Genomic DNA, 26,763 nt, shown 5'->3' on the forward strand with positions numbered 1-26,763 from the left:
CGGGAAGATGCGCCTCGGAGACCTCAGCTTCGCTGCGGCGCGAACTGGGCGCGGTATTGCCCCTGACGCTCCAGCATCCAGCCCGGGTATTCGGCCGGAAGTTTCGTGACGGCGTCGAGCGCGTCCAGATCCTCGGCCGAGAGCCGCACTTCGGTCGCGGCGATGTTCTCCTGCAACTGCTCGATCCGCTTCGCCCCCACGATCACGCTGGTGACCACCGGCTGATGCAGAAGCCAGGCCAGCGCCACCTGCGCCACGCTGCAGCCCCGCGCCGAGGCGATCCCGCGCATGACCTCGATCGCCGCATCGCCGCGCTCCAGATCGACGGGCGGGAAGTCGAAGTTCGCGCGGCGGCCGTCGTTCGCGGTGGTGCCCCCGCTGTACTTGCCGGACAGGAAGCCACCCGCGAGCGGGCTCCAGACCATCAGGCCGATACCCTCGCTCTGCAGCATCGGCACGATCTCGCGTTCGAGGTCGCGGCCCGCCAGCGTGTAATAGGCCTGAAGCGACAGGATCGGCGCCAGCTTGCGCGCCTCGGCGATGCCGACCGCCTTGACGATCTGCCAGGCGGCCCAGTTCGACAGGCCGATGTAGCGCACATGGCCGTGCCGCACGAGCGTGTCGAGCGCCTCCAGCGTCTCGGCGATCGGCGTCACCGGGTCGAAGCCGTGGATCTGGTAGAGGTCGATGTGATCCATCTGCAGCCGCGAGAGGCTCGCCTTCGCCTGCGCGAGGATATGGGCGCGCGAGGCGCCGCGCGCATTCGGGCCCTCGCCCATCGGGCCGAGAACCTTGGTCGCGATCACCACGTCGTCGCGATCGATGCCGAGGTTGCGGATCGACTGGCCGAGGATCCGTTCGCTCTCGCCGCCCGCATAGATGTTGGCGGTGTCGATGAAGTTGATGCCGGCCTCGAGCGCCGCGCCCACCAGCGTGTCGGCCTCCGACTGGCGCAGTTGGCCGATCTGGCCCCACATGCCGTCGGAGCCCCCAAAGGTCATGGTGCCAAGGCAAAGCTCGGAAACCAGAAGGCCGCTCGGCCCGAGAGTGCGATATCGCATGGGATCGTCCCTTGTGTCAGATGCCCGGGACGAGAGCCGCCCGGCTGCAGCGAAGATAGGTCCGGCCTGTCGCTCATCGCCACGCCGATCCTCGCGAGTTCTTGCCCGATCCTCTCATTCCGACGATCGCGGGCTATGGTGCGGCGCTGCGGCGGTGTAGACCACGGGTCATGGAACATGACACGCTCGCCCCGCTCCGAGACCTGATCGCCCGCCAGTGGCAGCAGCATGGCCGCGAGACGCCGATCAATGGCCTGCATCTGACATCGGTTTCGGCGCCGACCGGGCCGATCCACGCCGTCTGTCGCCCCTCGCTCTGCGTCGTCGTTCAGGGTGCCAAGGTCAGCATGCTCGGCGACCGCGCCTTCCGCTACGACGCAGGGAAATGCCTGATCGCATCGATGGAGGTGCCGATCCAGGCAGAGATCACCCGCGCCACGCCGGACCGGCCCTACCTCGCTTTCAGCCTGGAGCTCGATCCCGCGACGATCTCGGACCTGCTGCTGGAGATCGGCGGGGCGGCGGATATCCAGCCCGGCCCCGCGTTGGCGGTCCACGCCATCGGCGCGGAACTTCTGGACCCGCTCTGCCGGCTGCTGCGCCTTTGCGACCGGCCACGGGACATTGCGGTCCTGTCGCCACTCATCCGCCGCGAGATCACCTGGCACCTTCTGAACGGCCCGATGGGGCCGGCGCTGCGCCAGGTCGGGCTGGCGGGCAGCCACATGGCGCGGATCGGACGAAGCATCGCCCGCATCCGCGAGAGCTTCGCCGAACAGCTGAACATCCGGCAGCTGGCCGAGGTGGCCGGGATGAGCCCCGCGACCTTCCATCGCCACTTCAAGGAGGCGACGGCCATGACGCCGGTCCAGTACCAGAAGCAGCTCCGCCTGCAGGAGGCGCGTCGCCTGCTGCTCGCGGACGCCGCCGACGTCGCCCGAGTAGGCTATGCGATCGGCTATGAGAGCCCGTCGCAGTTCAGCCGCGAATATCGCCGCATGTTCGGCGCGCCTCCCGGCCGGGACGGGCTCGCCATCCGCAAGGGCTTCGCGCCGCAGACCGAGGCCTGACGCGATCCGGGATGGGATGATCGTCGAGGACCCTGCCGCTTTCTGCGGCCGTGGCTCGGCCCGCACAAGCTGCGTCTTGCCTGCCGACCGTCACCGGGGGCGAAGCCGCCCGCCGGGGTCGGATCGCAAGCTCTTCCGGAAGAAAGAACCCGAGAGCCAGAACGCAGCAGCCCCGGGCGCCGCGCACCTGACACATGTGCCTGGCCAAGCCGATGAGGCGTCACGGCCTGCGCGGTCGGACCATGGTCCGATGACGCAGTCCAACTCTGGTCGCATAATCGGGATCAGAGGTCCGGGCCACTTCGGCAGAGGTCTGCCCGGACTGTGCCGCATGCCGCTGCCATGTCACCACGAAGGCAGGCCCACGGTAGTCGGGGTCAGCATCAGCGGAGAGAACCGATGACCAACAGAACGAGCCGCACCATACGCATCCTCACCACCACCTGCCTCGCGGGGATCCTTGCCGCGCTTCCCATCAAGGTAATTGTCGGACATGGCGAGGCCGGTGTGGAAATCGCCTACGCTCACGCCAGGGGCGACCGCGACAGCGGTGGTCGCGGTGGCGATGACCACGGCGGAGACGACCATGGCGGGCGCGGCGGAGATGATCGTGGCGGTGATGACCGCGGAGGGCGCGGCGGAGACGATCGCGGCGGCGATGACCACGGCGGGCGTGGCAGCGATGACCGTGACGGCGATGACCGCGGCAGGCGTGGCAGTGACGACGACACGTTCGACGATCACGGCAGGCGGGGGTCACACCGCTCGACGCGCGGCGCGTCCGGCGACGTGGCGAGGGTCGAACGCTACGGCTCCAATATCGAGGTGACCTACGCCGACGGCAGCCGCGAGGAAATCGAGGGCGGCATCTACGAGCGGAAGGATTCCTCGCGGCGGACCGTCGAGGAACGTCCCGCGACCCGGGCGGACTACGAACGCCTGGCCGGCCTCTGAGCCAACCGGGTTTCGCGCCGGGCGGAACCCCCAAGGCCCTGCGGCGGCCTGTGCGCCGTCACAGGGCCAGAGATTGGAAGAGACGACGGAATGACGATGAAACGCAGAAGCATCATCCTTGCCCTGATCCTGTCTGCCGTTCTCGCGCAGGCACCCGGCGGTCATTCCGGATATGCCTTCGCCAGGAATGGCGGCGGCGGAGACAGCGGACACGGCGGGGGTGACCGCGGCGACCGCGGTGGCGATGACGGCCGCGGCGGTGATGATGATCGCGGCGGGGACGACGATCACGACGACGATGATCGCGACCGCGATGACGACGACGATGATGATGATCACGGGCGGGGACACGGCTCGTCGGGATCGGGCTCGTCCGGTTCCGGATCCTCGGGCACGGGGTCGAGTGCATCTCGGGTCGGCGGGCAGGGCAATGTCGCCTCGGGCGGCGGGAGGACACATGTCGTCTTCTCCGACGGCAGCCGCGAAGTCCTGCGCGACGGCCTGTTCGAGCGGTGGAGCCCCGCCGGTCGCCTCGAGGTGCGCCGCATCGCGACCCGGGCGGACCAGCGACGCATCCGCGACTTCGGCCGAAGCATCGGCGCGCGGCAGCGCGATCCGGTCAGCGCGGTCGTCCGTGCGGAAGGGTCGCGGAGCTTCAGCTTCACCGATGCGGGCGGCTGGTCCGAGAGGGTCGAGGGCAGCACCTACTCACTCACCGATCCCAACGGCAACATCGTCACGCGCCGGCGCGTGACGCAGCGCGACCTCGACCGAATGCGCAGCTATCTGAAGCCGTGAGAGGGGCGGACTATTGCCGGAAGTGCTCTCTTGCCATCACCGCGGCCTCCACCCTGTTGCGCACGCGCAGCTTCTGCAGGATCGAGGTCATGTAATGCTTGACGGTCTTTTCCTGGAGGTCAAGTTCCCGGCCGACTTCCTTGTTGCTCTTGCCCTGCGCGACCAGCCGCAGGATGTCTTCCTCGCGCTTCGAGAGCTCTTCCAGCGGATTGCCCGCAACCTGTTGCGCGCGCGACCGCATGGCATTGAGGATGCGGGCGGCGAGCGTGGGTGAGACATAGGACTGTCCCGCCGCCATGTCCTTGACGAGCCGCACCAGTTCCCGCGATCCGATGCCTTTCAGGACGTAGCCGATGGCGCCGCTCTTCAGCGCCTGCATCACGTCGTCGTCCTCTTCCGAGGCGGTCAGCATCGCCACGCGCGGCGGCTCCGGCATTCCCATGATCCGCGCAAGCGCTGCGATGCCTCCGCCCGCCGGCATCGAGATGTCGAGCAGCACGAGATCCGGCTTCAGCCTGAGTGTCATCTCGACCGCTGCATCGCCGTCCTGAGCCTGGCCGACGACCTCCAGTGCCGGGTCGACATCGAGGCTGCGGGCCACTCCTTCGCGATAGATCGGATGATCATCGGCCACCACGATGCGAATGCTGCTCATGTCGTTCCCCCCAGGTCGAGTGTCATGCGAAGTTCGGCGCCTCGCGGCTGCCGGTTCAGCTTCTCGAAGATCCCGCCCAGGCTCTCGACGCGGTCCTGGAGACCGGACAGGCCCATCCCGCCCTCCGGCGGATCGGCGGATACGGGCAGGTCGGGAAAGCCCGGCCCCTCGTCCAGCACCCGGACGCGCAGCGTCCGCTCCGTCAGGGTCACACGCACTTCCTGCCCCTTGCCGGCGGCGTGGAACCATGCGTTGTTCAGCCCCTCCTGCACGAAGCGGTACACGCAGATCCTGACGGCGACCGGCAGCGCAACATTCCCTTCCAGGGCATGCATCCGGACCTTGACCTCTGTTCCGGTGCGCGCGGAATGCGCATCGGCCACGCCCTCGACGATGCGGTCGAGGGACCGCTGCTCGATGTCGGGCAGCGACACCCCGCGCGAGATGTTCCGGATCTCGCGGATGGCATCCTTGACCGCGCGTTCCACCTCGTCGAGTTCGGCCAGCGCGCGTGGCTGGTCCACCTCCGCACGCAGATTGTCTATGCGCAGTGCGGCGAAGGCCATCAGCTGTGCCGGTCCGTCATGCAGGTCGGCTCCGATCCGCCGCATCGCGTCGTCGTTCATCGCGGTGAAACGCGAGACAGCCTGCTGCACCCTCAGGCGCAGTGCGGTATTGTGCTCGGACAACCGTGTCAGGTCCTCGAGTTGCCGGTCGATGGTGCGGCTGCCGCGAAGGACGATGGCATAGAGGCTGACGCCGATCAGCAAGACCGAGAGAGCGACCGTCGCCCAGCTGTTGCGGCGCGCGCGTTCCAGATCCTCCTTGAGCGCAGTCGCCACTTCGTAGAACTCGGCGACACCGATGATCCTGCCCGACCAGACCTCCCGGATCGGGCTGTAGATCTCGAGCAGCGGCAGGCCCATCGCGCGCTCGTTGCTGTCCTCGGGATCGCCCAGTTCCTCGAAATCGGCCCGGACCTCGCCCCGGAAGGCGGCGCGCAGGTTCTCGCTGATCTCGAAGCGCCGCCCGGTCAGGTCGCTGTTCGAGGACTCGACGATCAGGCCGTCTTCCTTCCAGATCTTGAACGAAGCCACCCGGTCTCCCAGAGGGGTATTGGTGAAGATCTCGTCCATGGCGCGCTTCGCGCCTGCCGACAGGACCGAGCTTCTGGCGAGATCCTGGCTCAGCGGCGAAATGAAGCTCTCCATGTAGAGCGCTGTCGCATTCGCCGTGTTGCGCACCACCGTCTCCTCGATCCGCTGGGTGACCCAGCTTCCTATCGCGATCATGGCGAGCAGCATCACGACGCCGCCGGCAACCGCGAACTGGGTTGCCAGAGACCACCTCGACCAAGGAAGATTTCCGATCACTGCCGGCGTTCCGATGCCACTGATGCTGTCATCTTCTACTGTCTGTCCGCAGCCGAAGAAACCGACCTTGGTCGGAGCGGATCGGGACAGCCGTCCGGACTTCAAGCCATCGCCTGCCCGCCCGATGGTTGCTCTCTCTCCATGTCCTCCGGATGCCCGCGGCCGATGATGCCGAGCGAATCCGCCGGGTCGCGGCGACGAGTTGCGCTGCCAGTCCACGGGCAGGAGCTGATGGCCGAAGGAAGCCGCCAAAGATCCGCGACATGCGGCACTCGGCACATGCGGCGGACACCGCAAGCGGGATCGGCGCGGCAGCCGTCGTCTGCGGAACGGATCGCGATTGAAGAAATGACCGATTCCATGCACACTTTTTCGGAGAGCGCATCGGGAGGAGCTATGCAGGCCAACAGCATCCACCGGTCGATGACCAAGCCGCGCGACCCGCGCATTGCGGGCGGCGCAGGAGGCGCGTGACTTGATCGCCGCGGACCGCGTCGTGACCGCCTCGCTCTCGACACCGGCACCGTGGCGCGCAAGCTGGAACCGTCCGCTGCATGATCCGCGCGTTCTGCGCCTTCATGCCGAGAACGCAGCCTTTCTTGCCGACAGGATCGAGCTGGCCCGCGACGGACCGAACGAACGCGCGCTTGACCTCTACGACCTCGAAGGCCGGCTGATCGGCCATCTGGCGGCTCTCAGGCGCAGCGGCCCGGAGGGGCTCGAGCAGGCGCTCGATGCCCTTGCGCGATCCCCTGCCTTCGGTGAATTGCTGGTCGCCGCCACACTCTCGCTGACCACCGACCCCCGACCCGAGGCCATGGTGCATCTGCCCCCGGCCAACATCGCGCCGGAGACTGCACCTGTCCTGGGAATGGCACTGGCGCTGCTCGGCCAGCCCCAGGTCGGGCCGCGGCTGCGGCACTGGCTGGACGGCGCCGAAAGCTTCGCCCTTCTCGCGGCGCTCGAGGCCTGCAGCCGCCTGCGGGCCGATCCGGGGGGCCGGCTGACCGCCCTGCTCTCGCACCGGGACGGGGTAGTCGCCAACCGGGCGATCCGGCTTGCGGGTGAACTTGGCCGGGCCGACCTGCGGTCCCGGATCGTCGAACGGCTGGAGGACTGTCCCGAGGCCCCCCGGGCGGCGGCCCTGCTGGGAGACAGGAAGGCCGCACCGCAAAGGCTTCTGGCCCTGTCGGCCGAGGCGTCGCCCGACCGCTGGCGCGAGGCCGCCGAACTGCTGCCCCTTGTCCTGCCACTGGCCGACGCCAGGGAGGCCGTCCGGCATCTCCATGCAGCGCCAGCCACGCGCCGATGGGCGGTGGTGGCCGCCGGTGCGCTTGGCCTTCCGGAATCCCTCGATTGGCTGGTCGGGCAGATGACCGAGCCGCTGCTTGCGCGCGCCGCGGGGATCGCCGTCGGGCAGATCACGGGCGCGCGGCTGGGGCCGGAGAACCTGGAGCTCCGGATCTTCCCCGAGGATCCGGACGACCCCGTCGCCGACGCATCCCGCCTCGAGCGCTGCATCGAGAGTCACGCCTATTGGCCGGATGCGGACAAGATAGCCGCTTGGCTCGTCCCCCGTCGTCTGCGGCTGACGAGAGGCGAGCGGCATCTCCTCGGTGTGGCCGCCTGGACCCATCCGGAGCCGCCGGAGGCGGGCGAGCGGACGCAGCTCCAGCTTCGCGCCCTGTCGCTCGAGATCGCGTGCCGGCGGCCCGAAGCGCCCCTGCCGGACTGGCGCGCGCCGGTCAGGCTCGGATCGCGCGGCTTCGGCAGGGATCCCTAGGATGCGGCTGGACAACGTCACCCCGTGGCCCGCCACCTTCACGATGGCCTTTGACCTCGACGGACACGAGCAGGTCGTGCTGGTGACGAAGGCAAGCTTCGCGCTGCCCGAAGGCACGGGTCCGTGCACTGCCGCGCAGCCGGTGCCACTGATCGAGTCGGACGTCTTCGGGCCTGATCCCGCGTCCGATGCGCCTGTGCTGGAATACGACTTCGCCCCGCGAAAGCCCTTCTGCGACGTCATGGTGCATGGCCATGCCTTTGCGCCGGAAGGCCGACCCGTGACCGAACTGCCGGTCGGCATCCGGCTCGGATCCTGGTCCAAGAAGCTCACGGCCCATGGCCCGCGGATCTGGCTCAGGTCGGCCCCCGGCTGGCGCGTCTCCGATCCGCGGCCCTTTGTCAGCCTGCCCATCGGCTACGATCATGCCTACGGCGGCACCGACCCCGAGCCCTCCGACCCCAGCCGGGCGGCGGTGTTCGAGGAGAACCCGGCGGGTATCGGCTTCTACCCCCTGCGGTCCGATCGAGAGGGCGCACCCCTGCCCCACACGGCCGAGTTCGGCGGCGATGCCGTCGATCCCGGCGGCAGGGCGCGGCCCATGGCCCTGGGGCCGGTGGGCCGCAACTGGCTTCCGCGCCGACGCCATGCCGGCACCTACGACGAGAGCTATTTCGAGACGCGGACCCCGTTCCTGCCACGCGATTTCGACGACCGCTATTTTCAGGCCGCCGCAGAGGACCAGCAGATCCCCTACCCCCTCGGCGGCGAGGCGGTGGAACTGGTGAACCTTTCGCCATGCGGCCGGATCTCGACCACGCTGCCCCGGATGCAGATCGTCGCCACCTTCGAGAGACGCTCGGGCCGGTTGACCCAGCGTGTCGCCAACCTCGACACGGTCGTCTTCCTGCCGGAAGAGGGCCTCGTCACGCTGACCTTCCGCACGCGCATCACCGCCGAGCGCGACATATTCGAGTTCGCGCGCGTGCTCGTCTCCGTGCGCGGACCCGAGGAGGTGGCCGCGCATGGATGAGGCACGGGGCGTCTCTCCTGCTCTGTCGGTGGCGGGCTACGGGATGTGGACGGCACTGGGGCCGGATGGGCCCTCGACCGTGGCGGGTCTCGACGCGCGGCTCATCGTCTCGCGTTCGGGCGACCTGCGTGAGCCGCTGACTGGCGAGCCGATGCCGTGCTTCCGTGTTGCCGCGCATCACTGGTGGGCAGGCCCGAGCTTTCTGGTCGAGATGGTGATGCCCGTCCTCGAGGAATGCTATGAACAGCTTGCGGCGCTGCCAGCGCCCCTGAGGCGGCGTCCGGCAGAGGTGCCCGTGCTGATCGCCGTCGCGCCGCCTCACCGTCCCGCGCGGCCGGCGGATCTGGAGAAGAGGCTGCTGGAGGACCTCCGCCGGAGGCTGGGACGCCTGCCGGACGGGAGCGCCGTGGTCGGCGCCGGGCGGGTCGGGCTGCCGCACCTTGCCGCTCAGGCCGCGCGGCAGGCATCGCGTTACCCGGTGCAGATCCTGCTGGGGGTGGAGAGCTTCCTTCTTCAGGACATCGTCGATCACTACGCGGGATGCGATCGCCTGCTGTCGGAAGAGAACAGCTCCGGCTTCGTCCCCGGCGAGGCAGCCGCTGCATTGGTGGTGGTGCCCGCCTCGGCGGCGCGCGGGCTGTCGCTGCGGGGCATGGGCGCGGGGCGCGAACCCTCAGGCGCGGGCGGGACCCGCGAAACCCCCGTCACCGGGGCGGGACTCACCACGGCGATGCGCGCTGCCCTGTCCGCGGCCGGGGTCTCGCTCTTCGACATCCCGAACATCTTCGGCGACGTGAACGGCGAGCATTTCAAGTTCAAGGAGGCGATGATCGCGGCCATGCGCCTCGATCGCCTGCCGCCCGGGAACGTCACGCGGCGACCTCGCGGCCACCCCGAGCACTGGAATGCGGTCGAGGGGCTGGGCGAGATCGGCGCGGCGCTGATGCCTGCACAGATCGGCTGGGCGTTCGAGGCGGCACGCGCGGGACGGCTGCCGCAAGGCCGTGCGCTGGCTTTCGCAGGCGAGGACGACGGGGCCCGGGTCGCCGTCGTCGCCGCAATGGAGGACGGCCGATGACGGACGTCTTCGCCAACGGACGCGAGGTTTCGGGGAAGGCTACGCCCAACAAGACGCTGAGCGCCCTGCCCGACGTCTGCCTGTCGCCGCCCTCGCCGCCTGCGGGGCCGGTGCCCATACCCTATCCCAACTTCGGCAACGCTTCCGACACCAGCGACGGCTGCACCAGCGTCTTCGTCAAGGGCAAGGAGGCAGGCAAGAAGAACGCCTCGAAATATTCGGCGATCAAGGGCGATGAGCCCGCCACGCGCAGCTTCGGCGGCAGCGTCGTCACCCATACGATCACCGGCTCGCTGAAGTTCGCGGCCTATTCCTTCGACGTGATGTTCGAGGGCGCCGGCGCGGAGCGCTTCATGGACCTGACCACGACGAACCACGCCAATCCCGGCAGCGGGACCAGCACCAGCGTCGCCAAGCCGCGCCCGCCCAAGCCCCCGACGAAGGCCGAGTGCAAGCAGATGCGCGCGGATCTCGCCGAGGAGCGCAAGACGTTGTCCGCAGCGACCTCCGACAAGCGGGCGACCAAAGGCACCATCTCGATCGCGAAGCCCTCGAACGGCGGGCGCCAGTACACGGCCAGCGGCCAGCTCATGCGTGACAAGCTGTCAGGCAATCCCAACAGCTACATCGACCCCAAGCCGGCAAAGCACGTCAAGGGGAAGGGACGCCCGTCGAAGGTCTGCGGCGGCCGCAAGCACCACCACCCCAGCGGCGGCAGTGCCAAGCACTGCGAGGCACAGTCGGTGGACAACATGAGCTGGAGCCCGGCGCCGAGGAAGATCACCTTCGCGATCGACTATCCCGCGATCACCTTCAAGAAGGACAGCCTGGGCCGGACGCGCAAGATCGTCGACGAAAAGGCCAAGGATCGTCCCTGCCAGAGTTGCCGTCGCCTGCTGCGCAAGGCCTGCGCTTGCGGGGTGAAGATCTTTCTCTGCATGGACAACGGCCCGGTCGACTGGTGCAAGGAGCAGGGCTTCTGAGAGGGGAATGATGAGACCCGCCGAAGAAATCGAACGCATGCTGCCGATCCCAGCCGGAATTGCCGAGGAGCCCTTCCTGGGCAAGTGGAAGGGCGCGTCGGCCCACATCAGTCCGGAGCGGATGACGCCTCTCAAGGAGGCGCTGCTGTTCAAGACCAATGCCGGGCTCTACTCCATCGTCTCGGCTGCGATGATCTGGCAGGCGGCGCGGCTGCGTGCGCAGGCGGACGTGACGCCGCTTCTCGACATGGCCGAGGCGCTCTACGTCTGGCAGCAGGACTGGCACTGGTTCGGCCGGACGCCGCAGATCGCCGATATCGACGCCATCGACGAGGCCCCGCGGCCGCAGGGCAGCATCCTGATGATGCTGGACCTGATCCACCAGGATCACATCTACCTGTCGGGGCGCTGGCCGAACGAGCCGATCTTCGCGGTGACTGCCGACATGCTGGTGCTCGTGCGCTTCAATCTGCCCGAGAGCGCGGTGCCCGGCTACGATGCCTGGGTCGAGGCGATCATCGCCCGGATGGACGAGATCGCCGAGTTTGCCGAACATGGGGAGACGCCGGACCTCGAGACTGGGGACAATCCCGAGCGCCGGGCCTGGTCGACGAAGGTCATGGGCCGGCCATTGCCGCCGTCGGCGCTCGACCTGTCACGCAAGCCCGATCCCACGTCCTGGGACGAGGAGTGGCGCGACCTGCTCCGCCGCCTCGACTGGGAGCGGAATCCGTTCCTCCGGCAGCCCGACGGCGGGCCGCGCCTCCGCTCCGAGGGCGAGGTGCCATGACCCTCCCTCGGCAGGCCCGGCGCTTCCGATGAGCGTCGTCCATGATTATTTCCGCGCACGCATCCCTGAGGCTGCGTCGCTTGAACTGGCCTTTCCATGGGACCAGTGGCGCTACACGGACTACTTCCTGTTCGACGACGACAGCTCGGTGGCGCCATTCGAGGCCCTGTCGCCGCTTGCCTGCCGCGGTCTCGTGATCGCCTCGGCCGAAGCGATCACGGCGCGCTTCTGGGCTCATTCCGGAACCGACGAGACCGAAGCCTATCTCGACGCCGCATGGGCCACCATGGAGCGCGAGGGCACCTGCGACTATGCGATGCTTCATCCAGAGGATTGGCCCGGCCCGGTGAAGGGGGCATTGCGGGCGGCCATGCTCGTCGTCAACGACACGCTCTACGAAGCGAGGGACGATGGCGATTTCGCGGCGCGCTGCGTCTGGATCCTGCAACTTGCGCATCACGTCATGCCGTCCGCGCTCTTCCCGGACTTCTCGACGTGGTTCCACCGCTCGGTCGAGCGTCTGGCCCGCCGCTGGCCGGTGCCCTCCCATGAGAGCGGCCTCTTCGCCCCGGCGTTCGACCGCGGTCCGCTTGTCGGCCCCTGCACCTTCCTGCCCGAGGATCCCGGCACGCCGGAAAGCGCCGCCGCCTGCCTCTCGCTTCACCTCGCGGCCCTTGGCGACAACTCGTGGCTGACCGATCCGGATGACGAGGACTAGTTCAATTGCACGCTTGCGCCCTGCACCCGGTTTCCGCCCGTCGCGCGGCTCAGGATTTCGGTGCCCCGGATGGTAACACGACCGTCGGGTGACAGCGTGATCGAGGCGCTGCCGCACCGCAGCACGACCTCCCTCTCCCCCTCCAGGATGACGCGCCGGCCATCGACCTGCGCTTCCGGGACCGCGCGTCGGATCAGGCCCAGAACCACCGGCCTGTCCCCGGCCATGGCAACAAGCGCCTCTGCCTGCCGATCCGCCTCCGCCACCGGAACGACGGTGTCCGCCGCAATCTCGACCCCGTCCAGCATCACCCGGACAAGACCATCCGCATCGATCCCGAGCACCCGTGCCCGCTGCATCGCCGCACCGGCACCGTGAAAGCCGCCGTCATGCATGATCCGCCTCCGTCTCGAACACATATCCAAAGCCGCCGGTATCCCCGGTGATCGTGACGCGCGAAAACGGCGCGCCGTCGATCTGCCGGCCGATCACCTGGCGGCTCAGTTCCGGCAGCAACGTGCCGGTGAGGATCGCGTCGATCATCCGTCCCCCGGACTCGACCTCGGTGCAGCGGGCGCGGATCGTCTCGATGACGCCTTCGCCCGTCACCATCTCCGCCCCATGAGCCGCCTTCAGGCGGCGGGCGATGCCACCGAGTTTCTGCCTCGCAATGGCATCGATCATCGAATCCGACAACGGACGGTAGGGAACGACGGTCATGCGCCCGAGAAGCGCTGCCGGAAAGACCCTCAGCAGCGGCTCCCGCAGGACGGCGGAAATGGCACCGATGTCGCCCAATCCGGGGCCGCCCTCCGCCGCCGCCATGAGTTCTTCCGTGCCCACGTTTGACGTAAGAAGGATCAATGTGTTGCGAAAGTCGATGCGCCGCCCCTCGCTGTCGTCCATCATTCCCTTGTCAAATACCTGGAAAAATATTTCGTGCACATCCGGATGGGCCTTCTCGACCTCATCGAGAAGCACGATCGAATATGGCTTTCTCCGCACCGCCTCGGTCAGGATGCCGCCCTTCCCGTAACCCACATAGCCGGGTGGCGCCCCCTTGAGTGTCGAGACGGTGTGGGCCTCCTGAAACTCGCTCATGTTGATCGAGATCAGGTTCTGGTCGCTGCCGTGCAGGAACTCGGCCAGTGCCAGCGCCGTCTCGGTCTTTCCAACGCCTGACGGGCCGCAGAGCAGGAAGACCCCGATCGGCTTCTCGGGCGGGCCGAGCCCCGCCTGTGCCGTCTGGATCCGGTTCGCGATCGCTTCCATGGCGTGATCCTGGCCCACGACGCGCGCGGCCATCTGCGCCGCAAGCTTCAGCGCGCGCTCGTTCTGGCTGGCCAGCATCCGGCCGAGCGGAATCCCCGTCCAGTCCTGCACGACCGACGCCACCGCCTGCCGGTCCACCGCGGGAAGGATCAGGGGGCGGTCGCCCTGTGCCGCAGCAAGGTCGCGCATCAGCGCCCGCAGGCGCTCCAGCATCTCGCCGCGCCCCTCCCCGGCCATGGGCTCCGCCTCATCGACCGCCGTCGAGACGTCGCCGCCTGCGGCTTCCGTCTCGAGCACCCGCCCGGGCGCCTGCGCCTCCGTATCGAGCGCCGTCCCCGTCTGCCGGAGCCTCGCCCGCAGATCCAGCACCTCGGCAACCAGTTCCTTCTCGGACTTCCATCGGGCCTCGGCGGCGGCGAGTTCCCCTGCCACCGCCTGCTGCGCGGCCGAAACCGCCAGCCGGCGGGCCGTCACCTCGATGCCCACCGCCTCCTCCCGGTCGATGATCCCCGCCTCGATCTCCAGCGCCTGTCCGCGGCGGGTGATATCCTCGACCTCGGCGGGCGTGGAATGCTGAGAGACGGCCACGCGCGCGCAGGCGGTGTCCAGCAGCGAAATCGCCTTGTCCGGCAACTGCCTGGCGGGAATGTAACGGTGCGAAAGCCGGACTGCCGCCTCGACGGCCTCGTCGAGGATCTCGACCTTGTGGTGCTTCTCCAGCACGCCGGCAATGCCCCGGCACATGCGGACCGCCGCATCCTCTTCCGGCTCTTCGACCTTGACGACCTGGAAGCGGCGGGTCAGGGCGGGGTCCGGTTCGATATGCTGCTTGTACTCGGCCCAGGTGGTGGCGGCGACGGTGCGGAGCTCGCCGCGTGCCAGCGCAGGCTTGAGGAGATTGGCGGCATCTCCGGTGCCTGCGGCGCCACCCGCGCCGATCAGGGTGTGCGCCTCGTCGATGAAGAGGATGACCGGAGACTCTGCCGCCTGCACCTCGTCGATTACGGCCTTCAGCCGCTTCTCGAACTCTCCCTTCACGCTGGCGCCGGCCTGCATGAGCCCGATGTCCAGCATATGGAGCGCCACCGTGCGCAGCGCCGGCGGGACGTCCCCCTGCGCGAGGCGCAATGCGAAGCCTTCGACCACGGCGGTCTTGCCCACACCCGCCTCACCCGTCAGGATCGGGTTGTTCTGCCGCCGCCGCATCAGGATGTCGATCAGTTGCCGGATCTCGCGATCGCGCCCTATGACCGGATCTATCCGGCCTTCGCGCGCCCGCGCCGTGAGGTCGGTGGCGTACTTCTCAAGCGCCGACGGCCCGCGTCGCTCCTGGCTCGATGGCGTCGCGGATGGCCGGCCCTCGGCGGTCTCCACGCTGGCCGTCGTCAGTTCGGCGAACTTCTCGGATAGCACATCTTCGTCGAGCCGCTCGAATTCGGTGCTGATGCGCAGCAACAAGGCCTCGAGCACCGGCACCCGCAGCGCGCCGAGCAGCAGGTAGCCCGAGCGGACGCGGTCGTCGCCAAAGCGCAGGCTGCCGTAGGTCCAGCCCTCCCGGATGGCATGGAATATATGATCGGAAAATTCTTCCACCGCCGTCGCGCCGCGCGGCAGACCGTCGAGAGCCCGTGCGATGTCAGCGGACAGCCGGGCGGCTTCCACCCCTGCGGCCCCGCACAGGAGCGACAGGTCCGACCTCTCCTCGGAGGCCAGCTGCGCGATGAGGTGGACCAACTCGACATAAGGATTGCCGCGTGTCTTGGCGGTCCGAGCGGCTGCCGAAAACGCCCCGAGACAGGCCGGGTTCAGCTTCGCGACCAATTCCTTTCGCTTGACGGTTTCCTGGGAGCCCCTTGCCATGGCCGGTCCTCACGATCGTCGGTCTGAAAATAGTCGGGCCGAAATGTCCGGGCTTAGCCTATGCTGGAATCAGCCAGATTGGCGATACCTTTGCGCAGTGGCGGAGGGCGGGCATGATCGAGGAACGGGCGGGCGACATCTTCCGCCGGGGCGAGATCCTGAACCACACCTACGAGATCGAGGGCGTCCTCGGCCGTGGCGGCACGGGCGAGGTCTACCGTGCGCGCAACCTGATCTCCGGCCGGATCGTCGCGATCAAGGCGCTCAACCGGACGTTTTCGGGCAACGACGACTACATCGGACTGATGCGGCGCGAGGAGCAGCTGCGCGACGTCGTCGACGACGCCGTGGTGCGTTACACGGAATGTTCGCGCAGCGAGGGCGGCCACGTTTTCCTTGTCATGGATCACATCGACGGACCGTCCCTCGCCGAGGCGACGTCGGGCATGCGGATGGATCCACGCGATCTGCTGATCGTGGCGCATCGGGTGGCCGAGGGATTGCGCGCCGCCCACGGCCGCGGAATCGTTCACCGCGATCTTTCGCCCGACAACATCGTCCTCAGGGGCGGAGCTCCGGAGCGGGCCACTCTCATCGACTTCGGTATCGCCAAGGACCTGACCGCGGGCGCGCAGACCATCGTCGGCAACGATTTTGCAGGCAAATACGAATACGCGGCGCCTGAGCAGGTCGACGGACGGGCCGAGCCGCGATCCGACCTCTATGCGCTGGGGGCGACGCTCCTCGCCGCATGGCGCGGCGAGCCGCCCTTCCGCGGGTCCACGCCGGGCGAGATCGTGCGGCGGAAGCAGCAGCCTCTCTCGACCGACGGCGTGCCTGAACCGCTGCGGGGCCTGATCGACAGGCTGACCGCGCCGCGGGTCGAGGAACGGCCCCCCAGCGCAGCGGCGGTGGCCGAGGAGATCGACCGCCTCCTCCTCCCGAAGCGCGAGCCGCAAGCCCGGCCCCGCAAGCTCTGGATGGTGGGGGGAGCCGCTCTCATCGCGCTGGCAGTGGTTGTCTTGGGCCTGCGCATCTGGATGCAGCCGCCGCTGGCCTCGCCTTACCGGTTGACCGCGACACTCAACGACTTGACCGGTCATGCGCCCGATGCGGCTGCGGCCGAGGCCATCGCCGCAGCCTACGCCGGCGCGGCCGGGCACGCGCCCGAAGCCCCACTGCAGGTCGCACGCGGGTCGCCGGACGGATGGCCGGAGGCCGTGGCCGAAGCCCTGTCCATTGCCGCACCGCTCGAGGACTGGCGTCTGGAACTGTCGGACCGGCGGGCCGAACTTTCGGGTCGGGCAACCGACCCCATGGTCCGCGCGGTTGCCGAAACCGGCTTCCGCGACTGGGCGGCCCGTCGCGGTTTCACCCCCAGCCTTCGTCTCGAGGCCGGCCCGCAACCGCTGACGCCGCGGCAGGTCGCCGAGGCGCTTGACGAGCTTTCCGATTGCGGACCGCTGGAGCAGGGTTTCTCCGGCGAGTCCTACGGACCACTCGACGCCGTGACCGTCACCGGTCAGGTGGCCGCGGCAGAGACTGCGGGGGCGGTCCGAGCCAGACTGGCGGAACTGGCCGGCGATCGGCCCGTCCGGGTCGAGACCGTCGTGCTGAACCCTGCGATCTGCGCCGTCCGCCGGGCGCTGCCCGATGTTCCACCGCAGGGGCTGGCGATCTGGCTCGGCGATGCCGAGACCGGCGCCCCGAACCTCGCAGGGATCTTCGCGCCGGGCGAATATCCCTTGGTCGAGGTGCGCCTGCCAGCGACGATGACCGGCCTTTCGCTGTGGGTCGGCATCGTCGACGTGACCGGAAGCGTCCTCAACGTCCTGCCGAACGTCTACTCGGAAGAGGCGCGGATCGACCGGCTCGGAATCGTGGCGCGCGGCGTCCGGACGGTGCGGGTCATGCCGCTCGAATTCGAGGTGAGCGGCCAGAAGCAGCTTTTCGCCCTGCAGGTGGATGACCGGGACTTCGGCAAGAGCGAGATCGTCGCGGTCCTGTCCCGAGGCGACATCTTCGCGCTGCGCCGACCCAAGGACGAATCCGTCGCCTCGTTCACCGAGGCCCTGACCGAGATCCGTCGCGAAGAGCCGGAACGCTTCGTCGCCGTCGCACATCGCCTGCTGGAATCCCGGGCCTCCCGGTAATCGCAGGTTGAAAAAAGGGAGCGATTCGGGCACCATTTAGCTCGGGTCGCATTCTCGGCCCCGCGTCCAAAAGTTCTTTGTTGAGAGGCCGAACGGCCATGTCGGACCTTCAGGACTTTCTCGATCCAATTCCCGGCGAGACTCCGTCGGGCACCGACCTGCGCAATGATGCGCGCTTTCATGCGATCGAAAGGGTGGTCGAACCTGCCCGGCGGACGGCGCGACAGGAGGCGGCCGAGATCGGCACGCAGGTGCAGGTCGACTGGAGAAGCGTGATTGCCGATGCCCGCGATCTTGCATCTTCCGGCCGGGACCTCCGGCTTCTCGTGATCCTCGTCCGCGCGCTGATGGCCGAGGAAGGGATGGGCGGGCTCTCCCGCGGACTGGACCTTCTGTCGGAAACGGTCGAGTCCTACTGGGACAGCCTGCATCCCGCCTTGCGCGAGGGACCGCCGCAAGAGGCGGCGATGCGCCGGATCAACGCGCTGAAGCAGGTCGAGAACCCTGATACCGGGCTGCTGGGCGATCTCGAGTTTCTCGGGCTTTTCGAGATACGCCCCGTCGGCGTGGTGACCGGCGGGGATCTGGCGACCGGAGGCCTGAAGGCGGCACAGGTCCTGGCCGAGGCGCCCCGGGGCCTCGGGGCCAAGGAAACCGCAGCGATAACTTCTGCCCACGAGGCGCGCGCCAACCGCGTCATCGGCGCCTGCCGTGCCCTGATGACCGAGCGGGCGGAAGAGTTCGCGCAGCTTTCGGCCGGGATCTCTGGCGCTCTCGCTGCTCTCAGCCGGCTCGAGACGGCGCTGGGGGCGAAGCTCGGCACCAATGGCTCGGGGCCTCGCTTCACGGCGCTCTCGACGATGCTGCAGCGCATGGCGGCGACGCTGCAGTCGGTCGCCGCATCGAGCGAGCCCGCGGCCGAACCCGACGCGCCCGCGGCGCAGGGGTCCTCGGCCTCACCGCTTCAGATCGCGTCACGCCGGGACGTGGAGCGGTGTCTCGACCTCATCATCGACTTCTACGAGCGCACCGAACCCTCCTCGCCGATCCCGCATCTGGCGCGGCGGATGCGGCGGATGGTGCCGATGAACTTTCTCCAGCTGATGGAGGAGGTGGCGCCCTCGGGCATGAAGGAATTCCGCGCCGTGGCCGGCGTTGCGGAGGAAAAGACGAAATGACAGGGAAAGGCCCCCGACCATGAGCGAGAGCAAGGCGAAGGTGATCGAACGCAACCGCGCTCCGCGGGTGCAGATCGCCTATGACGTGGAGCACTACAACAGCCCGACCACGATCGAGCTGCCCTTCGTGATGGGGGTAATGGCGGATCTCGCCGGCAAGTCCGAGACGCAGGAGGCACAGAAGCCCCCGGCAGAGCGCGCCTTCGTAGAAGTGGACGCCGGACGGTTCGGCAAGTTCATGGAGGCGCTCGGCCCCCGCGTGAAAGCGCGCGTCCCGAACCGCATGGCGTCCGGCGCAGAGGGCGACGAGGAGCTTTTCGTCGATCTCTCCTTCCGGAGCATGGCCGATTTCGCGCCTGACCGGATGGCCGAGCAGGTGCCTGCGCTGGCCGAACTCCTGCGGATGCGCAAGCAGCTCGAGGAGCTGCTGGGCTACATGGACGGCAAGGTCAATGCCGAGAAGCGCATCGCCCAGTTGCTGAACAACGAGCCGCTGCTCGCGCAGGTCGCGGGCGAAGCGATCAAGTCGCGCACTGCGGAGGAATGACGATGGCCGAAGCGAAGCAGGACACGGCCCCCGCGGCCGCCGAAGCCGAGGCGCTCGACCTCGGGGAATTCAGCGAGCTTCTTGAAAAGGATTTCCGCGTCCGCGACGACGACAGCGAGAAGCTGAAGCAGCTCGTTCAGAACCTGGCGCTGGCGGCAACCGAGCGATCCGGGACGGCCACCATCTCGGGCAATGCCATCAAGTCGATCAAGTCGCTGATCGCCGGCATCGACGCGCTCCTGTCGGCGCAGATGAACGAGATCCTCCATGCGCCCGAGGTGCGGCAGATCGAGGGAACGTGGCGCGGCCTCTACTACCTGGTCAACAACACCGAAACCGACCAGAAGCTGAAGATCCGGGTGATGAACATCACCAAGGACGAACTGGCCGACCAGCTCGAGGATTTCGAGGGCCAGATGTGGGACCAGTCGCCGACCTTCCGCAAGCTCTACACCGAGGAATACTCGATGTTCGGCGGCGCGCCCTTCGGCGCGGTCATCGGCGCCTACGAGTTCAGCCACCACCCCCGCGACGTGAGCCTGCTGCGCAATATCTCCGGCATCTGCGCCTCGGCGCACGCACCCTTCATCGCGGCAGCGGCGCCGCAGCTCTTCCGCATGGAAAGCTGGCAGGAACTGCCGAACCCGCAGGATCTTCAGCAGATCGTCTCGTCGCCCGACTACGCCAGCTGGCAGTCGCTGCGCGAAAGCGAGGACAGCCGCTACATCGGGCTGACGCTGCCGCGGGTTCTGGCGCGGCTGCCCTACGGGGCCGCCACCGTGCCGGTGAAGGGCTTCGCCTTCGAGGAGGAGATCGACGGCAAGCACGACCACTATGTCTGGATGAACGCGGCCTTTCCGATGGGCGTGAACATCAACCGCAGCCACAAGCTCTACGGCTGGGGCACCCAGATCCGCGGCGTCGAGACCGGCGGCTCGGTCATCAACCTTCCGGTGCACACCTTCCCGACGGATGACGGCTCGGTGGCGATGAAATGCCCGACCGAGATCGCCATCGACGACCGGCGCGAGGCGGAACTGGCAAAGCTCGGCATGATGCCGATCCTGCACCGCAAGAACACCGACATTGCGGCCTTCATCGGCGCGCACAGCCTGCAGGACGACGAGGCCCGCGCAGGCCGACTGGTCGATCCCGATGCGCAGTCGAACGAGCGGCTGAGCGCCAACCTGCCCTATCTCTTCCCGGTCTGCCGTTTCGCGCATTACCTCAAGGCCATCGCGCGCGACAAGATCGGCTCGTTCAAGGAGCGCGCGGACATGCAGGTGTGGCTCTCCGAGTGGATCAACCGCTACGTGCTGGCCAACACGGCGATGGCCGACGACAAGCAGCGGGCGCGTCGTCCGCTGGCCGCGGCCGAGGTGCAGGTGGACAGCGTCGAGGGGCGCCCCGGCTATTACGCGGCGCGCTTCTACCTGCGCCCGCACTACCAGCTCGAGGGCATCAACGCGAGCCTGCGGCTCGTCTCGGAGCTGCCCTCGGTCAAGGGGGGCTGATCTCTCGCCTGCTTCTGAACGTCAGCATTGCCATCGGAGGAAGACGACATGGCATTTACCGGCTACCTGAAGATCGAGGACATCAAGGGCGAGTCAAAACGCGCCGACCACGAGGAGGAGATCGACGCCTTCGGCGTGAGCTGGCAGGTCGAGCAGGCCAGTTCCGCCGCCACCGGCAGCGGCCGGACCCGAGGCCGAGCCAAGGTAGGCGACTTCAGGCTGAAGAAATGGATGGATGCCTCTTCGGTCTATATCGCGCTGGCCTGCATGCAGGGGAAATCCTTTCCCGAGATCATTTTCATGGCGCGGAAGGACTCGGGCGAAGCCCATCTCGACTATCTTCAGGTGACGCTGAAGAACTGCATCATCTCGAGCTACTCAATGGCGCAGGACGCGCCCGAGGAGTCAGGCCACGACATGATCGCCGAGGATGTGGCGATCTCGTTCGACGCGATCACCTACAAATATGTCGTGCAGGCCGACGATCACTCGGCCGGTGACGAGCACGAGATCGAATACGACGTCGTCGCCGCGCGCTGACCGCGGCGGCGTCACCCTTACTCCTGGCAAGGGACGGCCATGTCCGGAACGGTGACGCCCATCCAAGCCCGCCGCGAGGCGGTTCAGCCGAGCCTCTGGGACCGGCTGCGCGAGGATTTGCCGGGCATCATCGCCGAAAGCGACCGTGCCCGCGCCGCACTGGTCCGCGAGATGGGAGAGCAACACCTGTCCGATCTCCTGTCCCGCGGCCGCGCGGCTGCTGCGGCCGCGCCCGGGCTCGACGAGGGCAGCCGGCGTGCCTTGCTGCGGCTGATGGCGCTGCTCGACCGTCGGGCCTTCCTCGAGGCGCATGGCCTGCTCGTCACACCCGACCTGCTGCGCGAGGCCGTCCGCCGCGACGTCGAGGCGCTGTTCAATACCGAGCGGATGCAGGTGCATCTTCTGCTCGGGACAACGGAGCGCGGAGACACCGAAGATCCGGCCGACGTGCTCGCCGACTTTCCCCACGTCCGCCGAAGCGTCCTGAACTTCGGCGTCCCTGCCTTCTCCGGCCGCAGGGCGCGCGACTTCGATACCGAGCGCCTCGCCCGCGAACTGAAGGAGGTCGTGGCCACCTTCGAGCCGCGCCTGAAGCGAGACAGCCTGCGCATCCGGGTGGATACCGGCGACCGCACCGGCCTCAGGATCGCCATCGAGGGCGTGCTGATGCTCGCCCCCGCCCCCGAGCGGATGCGGCTGATGACGACACTCGACCTCGACAGCGGCAGCGCCTCGACCGCGCTCGAGGAGGCATGATGGACCGCGCCTTCCTCGCCTACTACGAGTCCGAGCTGGCGCATCTGCGCGAGATGGCCTCGGAGTTCGGTGCGCTTCATCCGACGGTCGGGCGGAACCTGTCGCTGGATTCCGTGCCCTGCCCCGATCCTTACGTCGAGCGGCTTCTGGAAGGAGTGGCCTGGCTTGCAGCGCGGACCCGGCTGAAGCTCGATGCCGAGGCTCAGCGCGACGTGCGCAACCTGCTCGACTGGCTCTGGCCCGACCTCGTGGGTCCGGCACCTGCCATGTCGCTCGCGACCCTGCATCCCGGGCCGCAGGTTCTTGGCATGGCCGACGGGCATCGGGTCGCGCGCGGGACACGGCTGGTCGCCGCATTCCGGGAGGGCCTGTCCACGCGCGCCACCTACACCACGGCACAGGACGTCCGGCTGTGGCCCGTGACGATAGGGGAAGCGGGCTACCTTCCGGATCGCGGCGCGCTCAAGGCGCTGGGGCTTGCCGATGCCGTGACAGGCCCGGCCGAGGCGGGGATCCGGCTCACGATCGCGCGGACGGGAGCCGGGACGCTGTCCGAACTGTCGCTCGACCGGCTTGACATCTGCTTCGCCGGCAGCCCGCGCGCACCGGCGCTCTTCGACGCGATCCATGGCTTCTCGCGGCAGGCCATCGCCCGGGGCAAACACCTCTTCCAGCCTGTCGCGCCGCCTTCCCTCGTCGGGATCGCCGATGACGAGGGCCTGCTGCCCCGGCTGCGTCCCTCGTTCGAAGGCTATCGGCTGGTGCGGGAATACTTCCTGATGCCCGACCGGTTCCATTACCTGAGGCTTGACGGACTGAATCCGGTGCTGCGAGACGCCGATGGCCGGCTCGAGATCGTCCTGCTGCTGTCGCGTGCGCGCCCTCAGCTGGCCGATCTGTCTGCCCGCGACTTCCGGCTCTTCGTGACGCCGGTGGTCAACCTCTTCGAAAAGGAATGCAACGCGGTGGAGATCGATCCCCGTGCCGCGTCCCACGTCGTCCACGCCGACCGGACCCGGCTGCGCGATTTCGAGATCTACCGCCTCCTCCGCGTCGAGGATGCGGACAGCACGGGACCCGAGGCCGTCATCCGCCCGCTGCACGCCCCGGATGCCCATCGCGGATCCGGCCTCAGTTACACGACCGAGCGGCGTCCCCGCAGGCCGGGCGAGGACGAACTTCGCCGCGGCCAGACCCGGACCAGTCACGCGGGCGACGACCTCTTCATCGCCATCGCGCGACGCGACGGCGCGACGGCGCCGGGGGTCAAGCGACTGGACATCCGCGCTCTCTGCACCAACCGCGATCTGCCGATCCTCGACGACAGCCCGCGGCTCACGCTCGAAAGCGGGGATCCCGTGGCCCGCGTCGACCTGCTCTCGGCGATGCGGCGCCCGCGCCCTTCGCTGGCGGCGGGCCTGCCGCGCATGACGCGCGAGGCCGAAGCGCAGCTCGACGAGGTGACATGGCGGCTCGCCGCGCAGCTTTCACTCGACCATCTCTCGCTGGCCGATGGACCCGCGGGCGCCGAGCCTCTGCGCGCGATGCTCGAGCTCTATGCCGACCGCGGGGATCCGGCGGTGGCGCGACATGCCCGCTCCATCTCCGGCCTGCGGTCGCATATCGTGACCGAGCGGCTCGGGCTGCCCGGCCCCCTCTGTTTCGGCCGGGGCCAGGAAATCACGCTCGATGTCGAGGAGGCGCTGCTGAGCGGCGCCAGCACGCTCCTGCTTTCCGCGTTGCTCGCACAGCTCTTCGCCCGCCAGGCGGCAATCAACGCCTTCGTCCGGGTGAGGACGCGGCTCGTTCAGGCACAGGAGGAGGTGACATGGCCGATGACGCCAGGCATCCGCCCGCCGATCTGAGCGAGGCGGTCGGCTTCTTCGAACTGCTGCGCAGGCTCGAGACGCCCGAAAGCCGGTTCGGCCGCACGGGGCTTGAGCCTGCGCGTCTGGGCCAGCGCGTCCGGCTGTCGATGGCCGCGCGAGACGTGGCGGCGCTGCGGCGTGGCCCGACCCCGGTCGTCGAGGTCGAGGTTCTCGGGCTTCTGGGTCCCGAAGGGCCCATGCCGCTGCATCTCACGCGCTGGTTGTTGCAGCGCCTGTCCGACCGCTGGTTCGACGGTGGCGACGGCGGCACCGCCGACACCACGGCGCTCGACTTCCTGAACATGATCCAGCACCGGCTGCTCGCGCTCTACTGGCGCGCCTGGGCCGACCAGCGTCCCGAAGTGCAGGCGCCCTTCGGAACGGGTCGGCTCGCCGCCCTGACAGATGCTCTGGCGGGCCTCGGCCTTCCCGGTGAGCGCCCGGCCGGACTTGACGCGGTCAAGCGGCGGCACGCCACCTCGCTTTCTTCCGAGGTGCAGGGGGTCGGGCGGCTGACGCGCCTCGTGTCGGACAGGCTGGGTGCGCCTGTCCGGCTCATCGAATTCCTGGGCCACTGGATGCCGATCCCGCCGCGGCTGCAGACCCGGCTCGGGGCGCGGCATGCGGTGCTCGGGCGACAGGCCGTCGTCGGCGCCCGCATCTTCCAGCGTCAGAACCGGGCAGAACTGCGCGTCGGGCCCATCGGGCTGCCGCTCTATCTCCGGCTGATCGAGGATGGCGTGCTCCGAGACGAGATCCGGCACCTCCTCCGCCTTGCCGCGCCCGCGGAGGTCACGGTCGACTTGCGGCCCGTCCTGCACCGGAAAGAGATCCCCGAGCCGCGGCTGGGGGCGGTTCGCCTCGGTCGCACCCTCTGGCTTGCGGGGGGCCGGCGGCAGCCCGCCTCCGACTGGCGGCAGGCTGACCTCACCGGAGAAGGCGAGGCCGCATGATGCTGAGACTCGTCATCGAGCACTCACCCTGCCCGCAGCCTGTCCGCGAGATGCGGTTCGACGGAGGCGAACTCTCGATCGGACGAGGCGCGGATTGCGATTGGCAGATCGACGACCCGGACATGTTCGTGTCGCGGCGGCACTGCATCGTCTCGGGCCGGGACGGCGACTGGCGGGTAACCGATGCGAGCCGCGGCGGCCTCTTCGTCGACGGGGCGGAGATCCCGCTCGGCGCCGGCAATTCCGCGATGCTCGAAGCCGGCACGCGGCTGAGGCTCGGCGACGTCGTGCTGCGGGTCGAGGTCGAGGGCATGCCGGGTCCGCGCCAAGCGGCGTCCTCGCCGCGTGCCCCCGCTTCCTTCGAGGCCGACGACTTCTTCTCTCGGCCCGTCGAGGCGCCTCCGGTGACGCCCGCGCGTCCGGCCGACCTGCCCCGCCCGTTCGAGAAACGGGAGCTGTCGCCGCGCGCCGAACCGAAGGCTCCGTTCGACGAGGCGTTCGCGCTTGACTGGCACCGGCCCGATGAGCGGGCGCCCGGCGGGACCACGGATCGCCGTAACGGCTTCTTCGACCAGCCGACAAACGAGATGCGTGGCGAGGGACCGCCTGCGGCCGCCGATTGGCCCGTCGGCCCACCGGCGCCCGCGCGGTCCGCCGCCGCCGACCGACAGGCCGAGGCCGATGCGGAGGCCGTCCCCTTCCACAGCCTCTACGCCCCGGCAGCACGACACGAGCCGGATCAACCGCCGTCCGATACCGATCCATCGCCGGCCGCAGCATACCCGCGCCCGAGCGATGCCGTCCTGCGCGATGCCTTCTTCCGCGGGCTCGGGCTGCCGGCTCCCGCCGATATCTCCGAAGCCGAGATGGAGGCGCTCGGCCGCCGCTTCCGGGCACTGGCAGAAGGGCTCGTGCTCGGGCTGAGAACCCGCGCGCGGGAAAGGGGAACGGCGCACGTGCCGCAAAGCGTGATCGGCGCGACGGATGTCAACCCGCTCAAGTTCCTTGCCACGCTGGACGAGGCCGTCGCCTCGCTCGTGGCACCGCGGGGTCGCGGCTATCTGGGCCCCGACGACGCGATCCTCGGGGCGCAGCGCGACCTCGCCGACCACCAGATGCGCAACTGGGCCGCGATGCAGAACGCCCTCCGCCGGATGATCGACCGCTTCGACCCCGCCCGCTTCGAGGCCGAGATCGAGCGCGAGGGGTTGATGTCCCAGATCCTTGCCGGGGGGCGGAGCGCGCGGCTCTGGCAGCTTTACATCGACCGATACCGCGACATGGCACGCGCTGCCGAAGACCGCTTCCTCGGCGAGGTCGGGGCGGATTTCAGGGAGGCCTACGAAGGCCCGAGGAGGAGAGACGATGGCTGACAGACGGAGTTTCCTCGCCGGCGCGGGTGCGCTGGCGCTGCTGGCGGCCTGCGGCGGACCGAAGGCCGGAACGCTGACGGTCACGGCCAACGGGGCAGCCGGAATGAACACCGGGCCAGACGGCACCGACCGGCCGCTGACGGTGCAGATCCTGCAACTACGCAGCACGGCGGCCTTCGACGCGGCGGATTTCTTTACGCTGCAGAACCCGCAGGTGGCACTGGCGGCGGACCTGCTGAAGGTGGACCTCGTGACGCTCGTTCCCGGCACGCCCGTCGCCAAACAGATCCCCCTTGATCCCGCCGTCGCGGCGATCGGGGTCGTGGCAGGCTTCCGGAACGCCGGCGGACGGACCTATCGCAGCAGGTTCACCGTCTCGCCCACCGGCAACTCCGAGCTCAGGATCGACGTCGGAGGCGGTGGCCTCGTCGTCGTCCAGGGCTGAGGCAGGCG

At 68.6% G+C, this 26,763-nt stretch carries 26 protein-coding genes; 19 read left to right on the forward strand and 7 right to left on the reverse strand.

Annotation, left to right across the window (positions count from 1 at the left end):
• Positions 1 to 23 precede the first annotated feature (23 nt).
• Entirely contained in the window at positions 24 to 1,061 is a 1,038-nt protein-coding gene (locus ACTVZP_RS16595) for an aldo/keto reductase (RefSeq protein WP_443213269.1), read from the reverse strand.
• Positions 1,062 to 1,231: 170 nt separating this feature from the next.
• Between ACTVZP_RS16595 and ACTVZP_RS16600 the strand changes: the two genes are divergently transcribed.
• Positions 1,232 to 2,131, forward strand: a complete 900-nt coding sequence (locus ACTVZP_RS16600; RefSeq protein ID WP_443213270.1) for an AraC family transcriptional regulator N-terminal domain-containing protein — start codon at positions 1,232 to 1,234, stop codon at positions 2,129 to 2,131.
• 345 nt (positions 2,132 to 2,476) lie between these two features.
• Here ACTVZP_RS16600 and ACTVZP_RS16605 read toward each other — a convergent pair whose 3' ends face one another.
• Entirely contained in the window at positions 2,477 to 2,875 is a 399-nt protein-coding gene (locus tag ACTVZP_RS16605) for a hypothetical protein (protein WP_443213272.1), read from the reverse strand.
• Positions 2,876 to 2,920: 45 nt separating this feature from the next.
• Between ACTVZP_RS16605 and ACTVZP_RS16610 the strand changes: the two genes are divergently transcribed.
• Together ACTVZP_RS16610 and ACTVZP_RS16615 are read left to right on the forward strand one after the other, a co-directional pair.
• Positions 2,921 to 3,085 (forward strand): hypothetical protein, encoded by a 165-nt coding sequence (locus tag ACTVZP_RS16610; protein ID WP_443213273.1) that lies wholly within the window; start codon positions 2,921 to 2,923, stop codon positions 3,083 to 3,085.
• A gap of 96 nt (positions 3,086 to 3,181) precedes the next feature.
• Entirely contained in the window at positions 3,182 to 3,883 is a 702-nt protein-coding gene (locus tag ACTVZP_RS16615) for a hypothetical protein (protein WP_443213274.1), read from the forward strand.
• Positions 3,884 to 3,893: 10 nt separating this feature from the next.
• On the opposite strand, the gene ACTVZP_RS16620 is transcribed toward ACTVZP_RS16615, so the two are convergent.
• The 3 genes from ACTVZP_RS16620 to ACTVZP_RS16630 all read right to left on the reverse strand — a co-directional run bounded on the left by ACTVZP_RS16620 (position 3,894) and on the right by ACTVZP_RS16630 (position 6,273).
• Positions 3,894 to 4,538: a response regulator gene (locus ACTVZP_RS16620; RefSeq protein ID WP_443213276.1), complete on the reverse strand. Its 645-nt coding sequence runs from the start codon at positions 4,536 to 4,538 to the stop codon at positions 3,894 to 3,896.
• On the reverse strand, positions 4,535 to 5,842 hold the full coding sequence (locus tag ACTVZP_RS16625) for a sensor histidine kinase (protein ID WP_443213278.1): 1,308 nt from the start codon (positions 5,840 to 5,842) through the stop codon (positions 4,535 to 4,537). Before ACTVZP_RS16625 ends, ACTVZP_RS16620 begins: the two co-directional genes overlap by 4 nt.
• Positions 5,843 to 6,012: 170 nt before the next feature.
• Complete coding sequence (locus ACTVZP_RS16630) at positions 6,013 to 6,273, reverse strand: hypothetical protein (RefSeq protein WP_443213279.1); 261 nt, start codon at positions 6,271 to 6,273, stop codon at positions 6,013 to 6,015.
• Between the two features lie 113 nt (positions 6,274 to 6,386).
• Between ACTVZP_RS16630 and ACTVZP_RS16635 the strand changes: the two genes are divergently transcribed.
• The 6 genes from ACTVZP_RS16635 to ACTVZP_RS16660 are packed head-to-tail and all read left to right on the forward strand — an operon-like array spanning position 6,387 to position 12,296.
• The gene (locus ACTVZP_RS16635) at positions 6,387 to 7,694 is read left to right on the forward strand and encodes a hypothetical protein (protein ID WP_443213280.1); all 1,308 of its coding nucleotides are present in this window, start codon (positions 6,387 to 6,389) and stop codon (positions 7,692 to 7,694) included.
• Between the two features lies 1 nt (position 7,695).
• Positions 7,696 to 8,727 carry a DUF2169 family type VI secretion system accessory protein gene (locus ACTVZP_RS16640; protein ID WP_443213281.1) on the forward strand — a complete coding sequence of 344 codons (1,032 nt, stop codon included), beginning with the start codon at positions 7,696 to 7,698 and terminating at the stop codon, positions 8,725 to 8,727.
• Positions 8,720 to 9,805 carry a 3-oxoacyl-ACP synthase gene (locus tag ACTVZP_RS16645; protein WP_443213282.1) on the forward strand — a complete coding sequence of 362 codons (1,086 nt, stop codon included), beginning with the start codon at positions 8,720 to 8,722 and terminating at the stop codon, positions 9,803 to 9,805. The genes ACTVZP_RS16640 and ACTVZP_RS16645 overlap by 8 nt, the downstream gene beginning before the upstream one ends.
• Positions 9,802 to 10,788: a DUF4150 domain-containing protein gene (locus ACTVZP_RS16650; protein WP_443213283.1), complete on the forward strand. Its 987-nt coding sequence runs from the start codon at positions 9,802 to 9,804 to the stop codon at positions 10,786 to 10,788. Before ACTVZP_RS16645 ends, ACTVZP_RS16650 begins: the two co-directional genes overlap by 4 nt.
• A gap of 7 nt (positions 10,789 to 10,795) precedes the next feature.
• Complete coding sequence (locus ACTVZP_RS16655; RefSeq protein WP_443213284.1) at positions 10,796 to 11,578, forward strand: hypothetical protein; 783 nt, start codon at positions 10,796 to 10,798, stop codon at positions 11,576 to 11,578.
• Positions 11,579 to 11,606: 28 nt separating this feature from the next.
• On the forward strand, positions 11,607 to 12,296 hold the full coding sequence (locus ACTVZP_RS16660; RefSeq protein WP_443213285.1) for a hypothetical protein: 690 nt from the start codon (positions 11,607 to 11,609) through the stop codon (positions 12,294 to 12,296).
• Here the strand turns inward: ACTVZP_RS16660 and ACTVZP_RS16665 are convergent.
• Positions 12,293 to 12,691 carry a hypothetical protein gene (locus tag ACTVZP_RS16665; RefSeq protein ID WP_443213286.1) on the reverse strand — a complete coding sequence of 133 codons (399 nt, stop codon included), beginning with the start codon at positions 12,689 to 12,691 and terminating at the stop codon, positions 12,293 to 12,295. The two genes, ACTVZP_RS16660 and ACTVZP_RS16665, sit on opposite strands and share 4 nt — an antisense overlap.
• Positions 12,684 to 15,428, reverse strand: a complete 2,745-nt coding sequence (gene tssH / locus ACTVZP_RS16670; protein WP_443213287.1) for a type VI secretion system ATPase TssH — start codon at positions 15,426 to 15,428, stop codon at positions 12,684 to 12,686. The genes ACTVZP_RS16665 and tssH overlap by 8 nt, the downstream gene beginning before the upstream one ends.
• A gap of 113 nt (positions 15,429 to 15,541) precedes the next feature.
• Here tssH and ACTVZP_RS16675 point away from each other — a divergent pair, with 113 nt between their 5' ends.
• The 10 genes from ACTVZP_RS16675 (at position 15,542) to tssJ (ending at position 26,755) form a co-directional block, all read left to right on the forward strand.
• Complete coding sequence (locus ACTVZP_RS16675) at positions 15,542 to 17,581, forward strand: serine/threonine-protein kinase (protein WP_443213288.1); 2,040 nt, start codon at positions 15,542 to 15,544, stop codon at positions 17,579 to 17,581.
• A gap of 98 nt (positions 17,582 to 17,679) precedes the next feature.
• Positions 17,680 to 18,759, forward strand: coding sequence for a type VI secretion system protein TssA (tssA, locus tag ACTVZP_RS16680; RefSeq protein WP_443213289.1), 1,080 nt, complete (start codon positions 17,680 to 17,682; stop codon positions 18,757 to 18,759).
• 19 nt (positions 18,760 to 18,778) lie between these two features.
• On the forward strand, positions 18,779 to 19,306 hold the full coding sequence (tssB, locus tag ACTVZP_RS16685; RefSeq protein WP_443213290.1) for a type VI secretion system contractile sheath small subunit: 528 nt from the start codon (positions 18,779 to 18,781) through the stop codon (positions 19,304 to 19,306).
• A gap of 2 nt (positions 19,307 to 19,308) precedes the next feature.
• A complete protein-coding gene (tssC, locus tag ACTVZP_RS16690) occupies positions 19,309 to 20,820 on the forward strand; it encodes a type VI secretion system contractile sheath large subunit (RefSeq protein WP_443213291.1) in 1,512 nt (503 codons plus the stop codon).
• 48 nt (positions 20,821 to 20,868) lie between these two features.
• Positions 20,869 to 21,360: an Hcp family type VI secretion system effector gene (locus ACTVZP_RS16695; RefSeq protein ID WP_443213292.1), complete on the forward strand. Its 492-nt coding sequence runs from the start codon at positions 20,869 to 20,871 to the stop codon at positions 21,358 to 21,360.
• A 39-nt stretch (positions 21,361 to 21,399) separates the two neighbouring features.
• Entirely contained in the window at positions 21,400 to 22,116 is a 717-nt protein-coding gene (gene tssE, locus ACTVZP_RS16700; protein WP_443213293.1) for a type VI secretion system baseplate subunit TssE, read from the forward strand.
• On the forward strand, positions 22,116 to 23,981 hold the full coding sequence (tssF, locus tag ACTVZP_RS16705) for a type VI secretion system baseplate subunit TssF (RefSeq protein ID WP_443213294.1): 1,866 nt from the start codon (positions 22,116 to 22,118) through the stop codon (positions 23,979 to 23,981). Before tssE ends, tssF begins: the two co-directional genes overlap by 1 nt.
• Positions 23,945 to 24,937 (forward strand): type VI secretion system baseplate subunit TssG, encoded by a 993-nt coding sequence (tssG, locus tag ACTVZP_RS16710; RefSeq protein ID WP_443213295.1) that lies wholly within the window; start codon positions 23,945 to 23,947, stop codon positions 24,935 to 24,937. Before tssF ends, tssG begins: the two co-directional genes overlap by 37 nt.
• A complete protein-coding gene (tagH, locus tag ACTVZP_RS16715; protein ID WP_443213296.1) occupies positions 24,934 to 26,310 on the forward strand; it encodes a type VI secretion system-associated FHA domain protein TagH in 1,377 nt (458 codons plus the stop codon). Before tssG ends, tagH begins: the two co-directional genes overlap by 4 nt.
• Positions 26,303 to 26,755: a type VI secretion system lipoprotein TssJ gene (tssJ, locus tag ACTVZP_RS16720; RefSeq protein ID WP_443213297.1), complete on the forward strand. Its 453-nt coding sequence runs from the start codon at positions 26,303 to 26,305 to the stop codon at positions 26,753 to 26,755. The genes tagH and tssJ overlap by 8 nt, the downstream gene beginning before the upstream one ends.
• Positions 26,756 to 26,763: the final 8 nt, after the last annotated feature.

It is taken from the genome of Rhodobacter sp. NSM (assembly GCF_052244495.1).
In the GTDB taxonomy this organism is placed as follows: Bacteria; Pseudomonadota; Alphaproteobacteria; order Rhodobacterales; family Rhodobacteraceae; genus Cereibacter_A.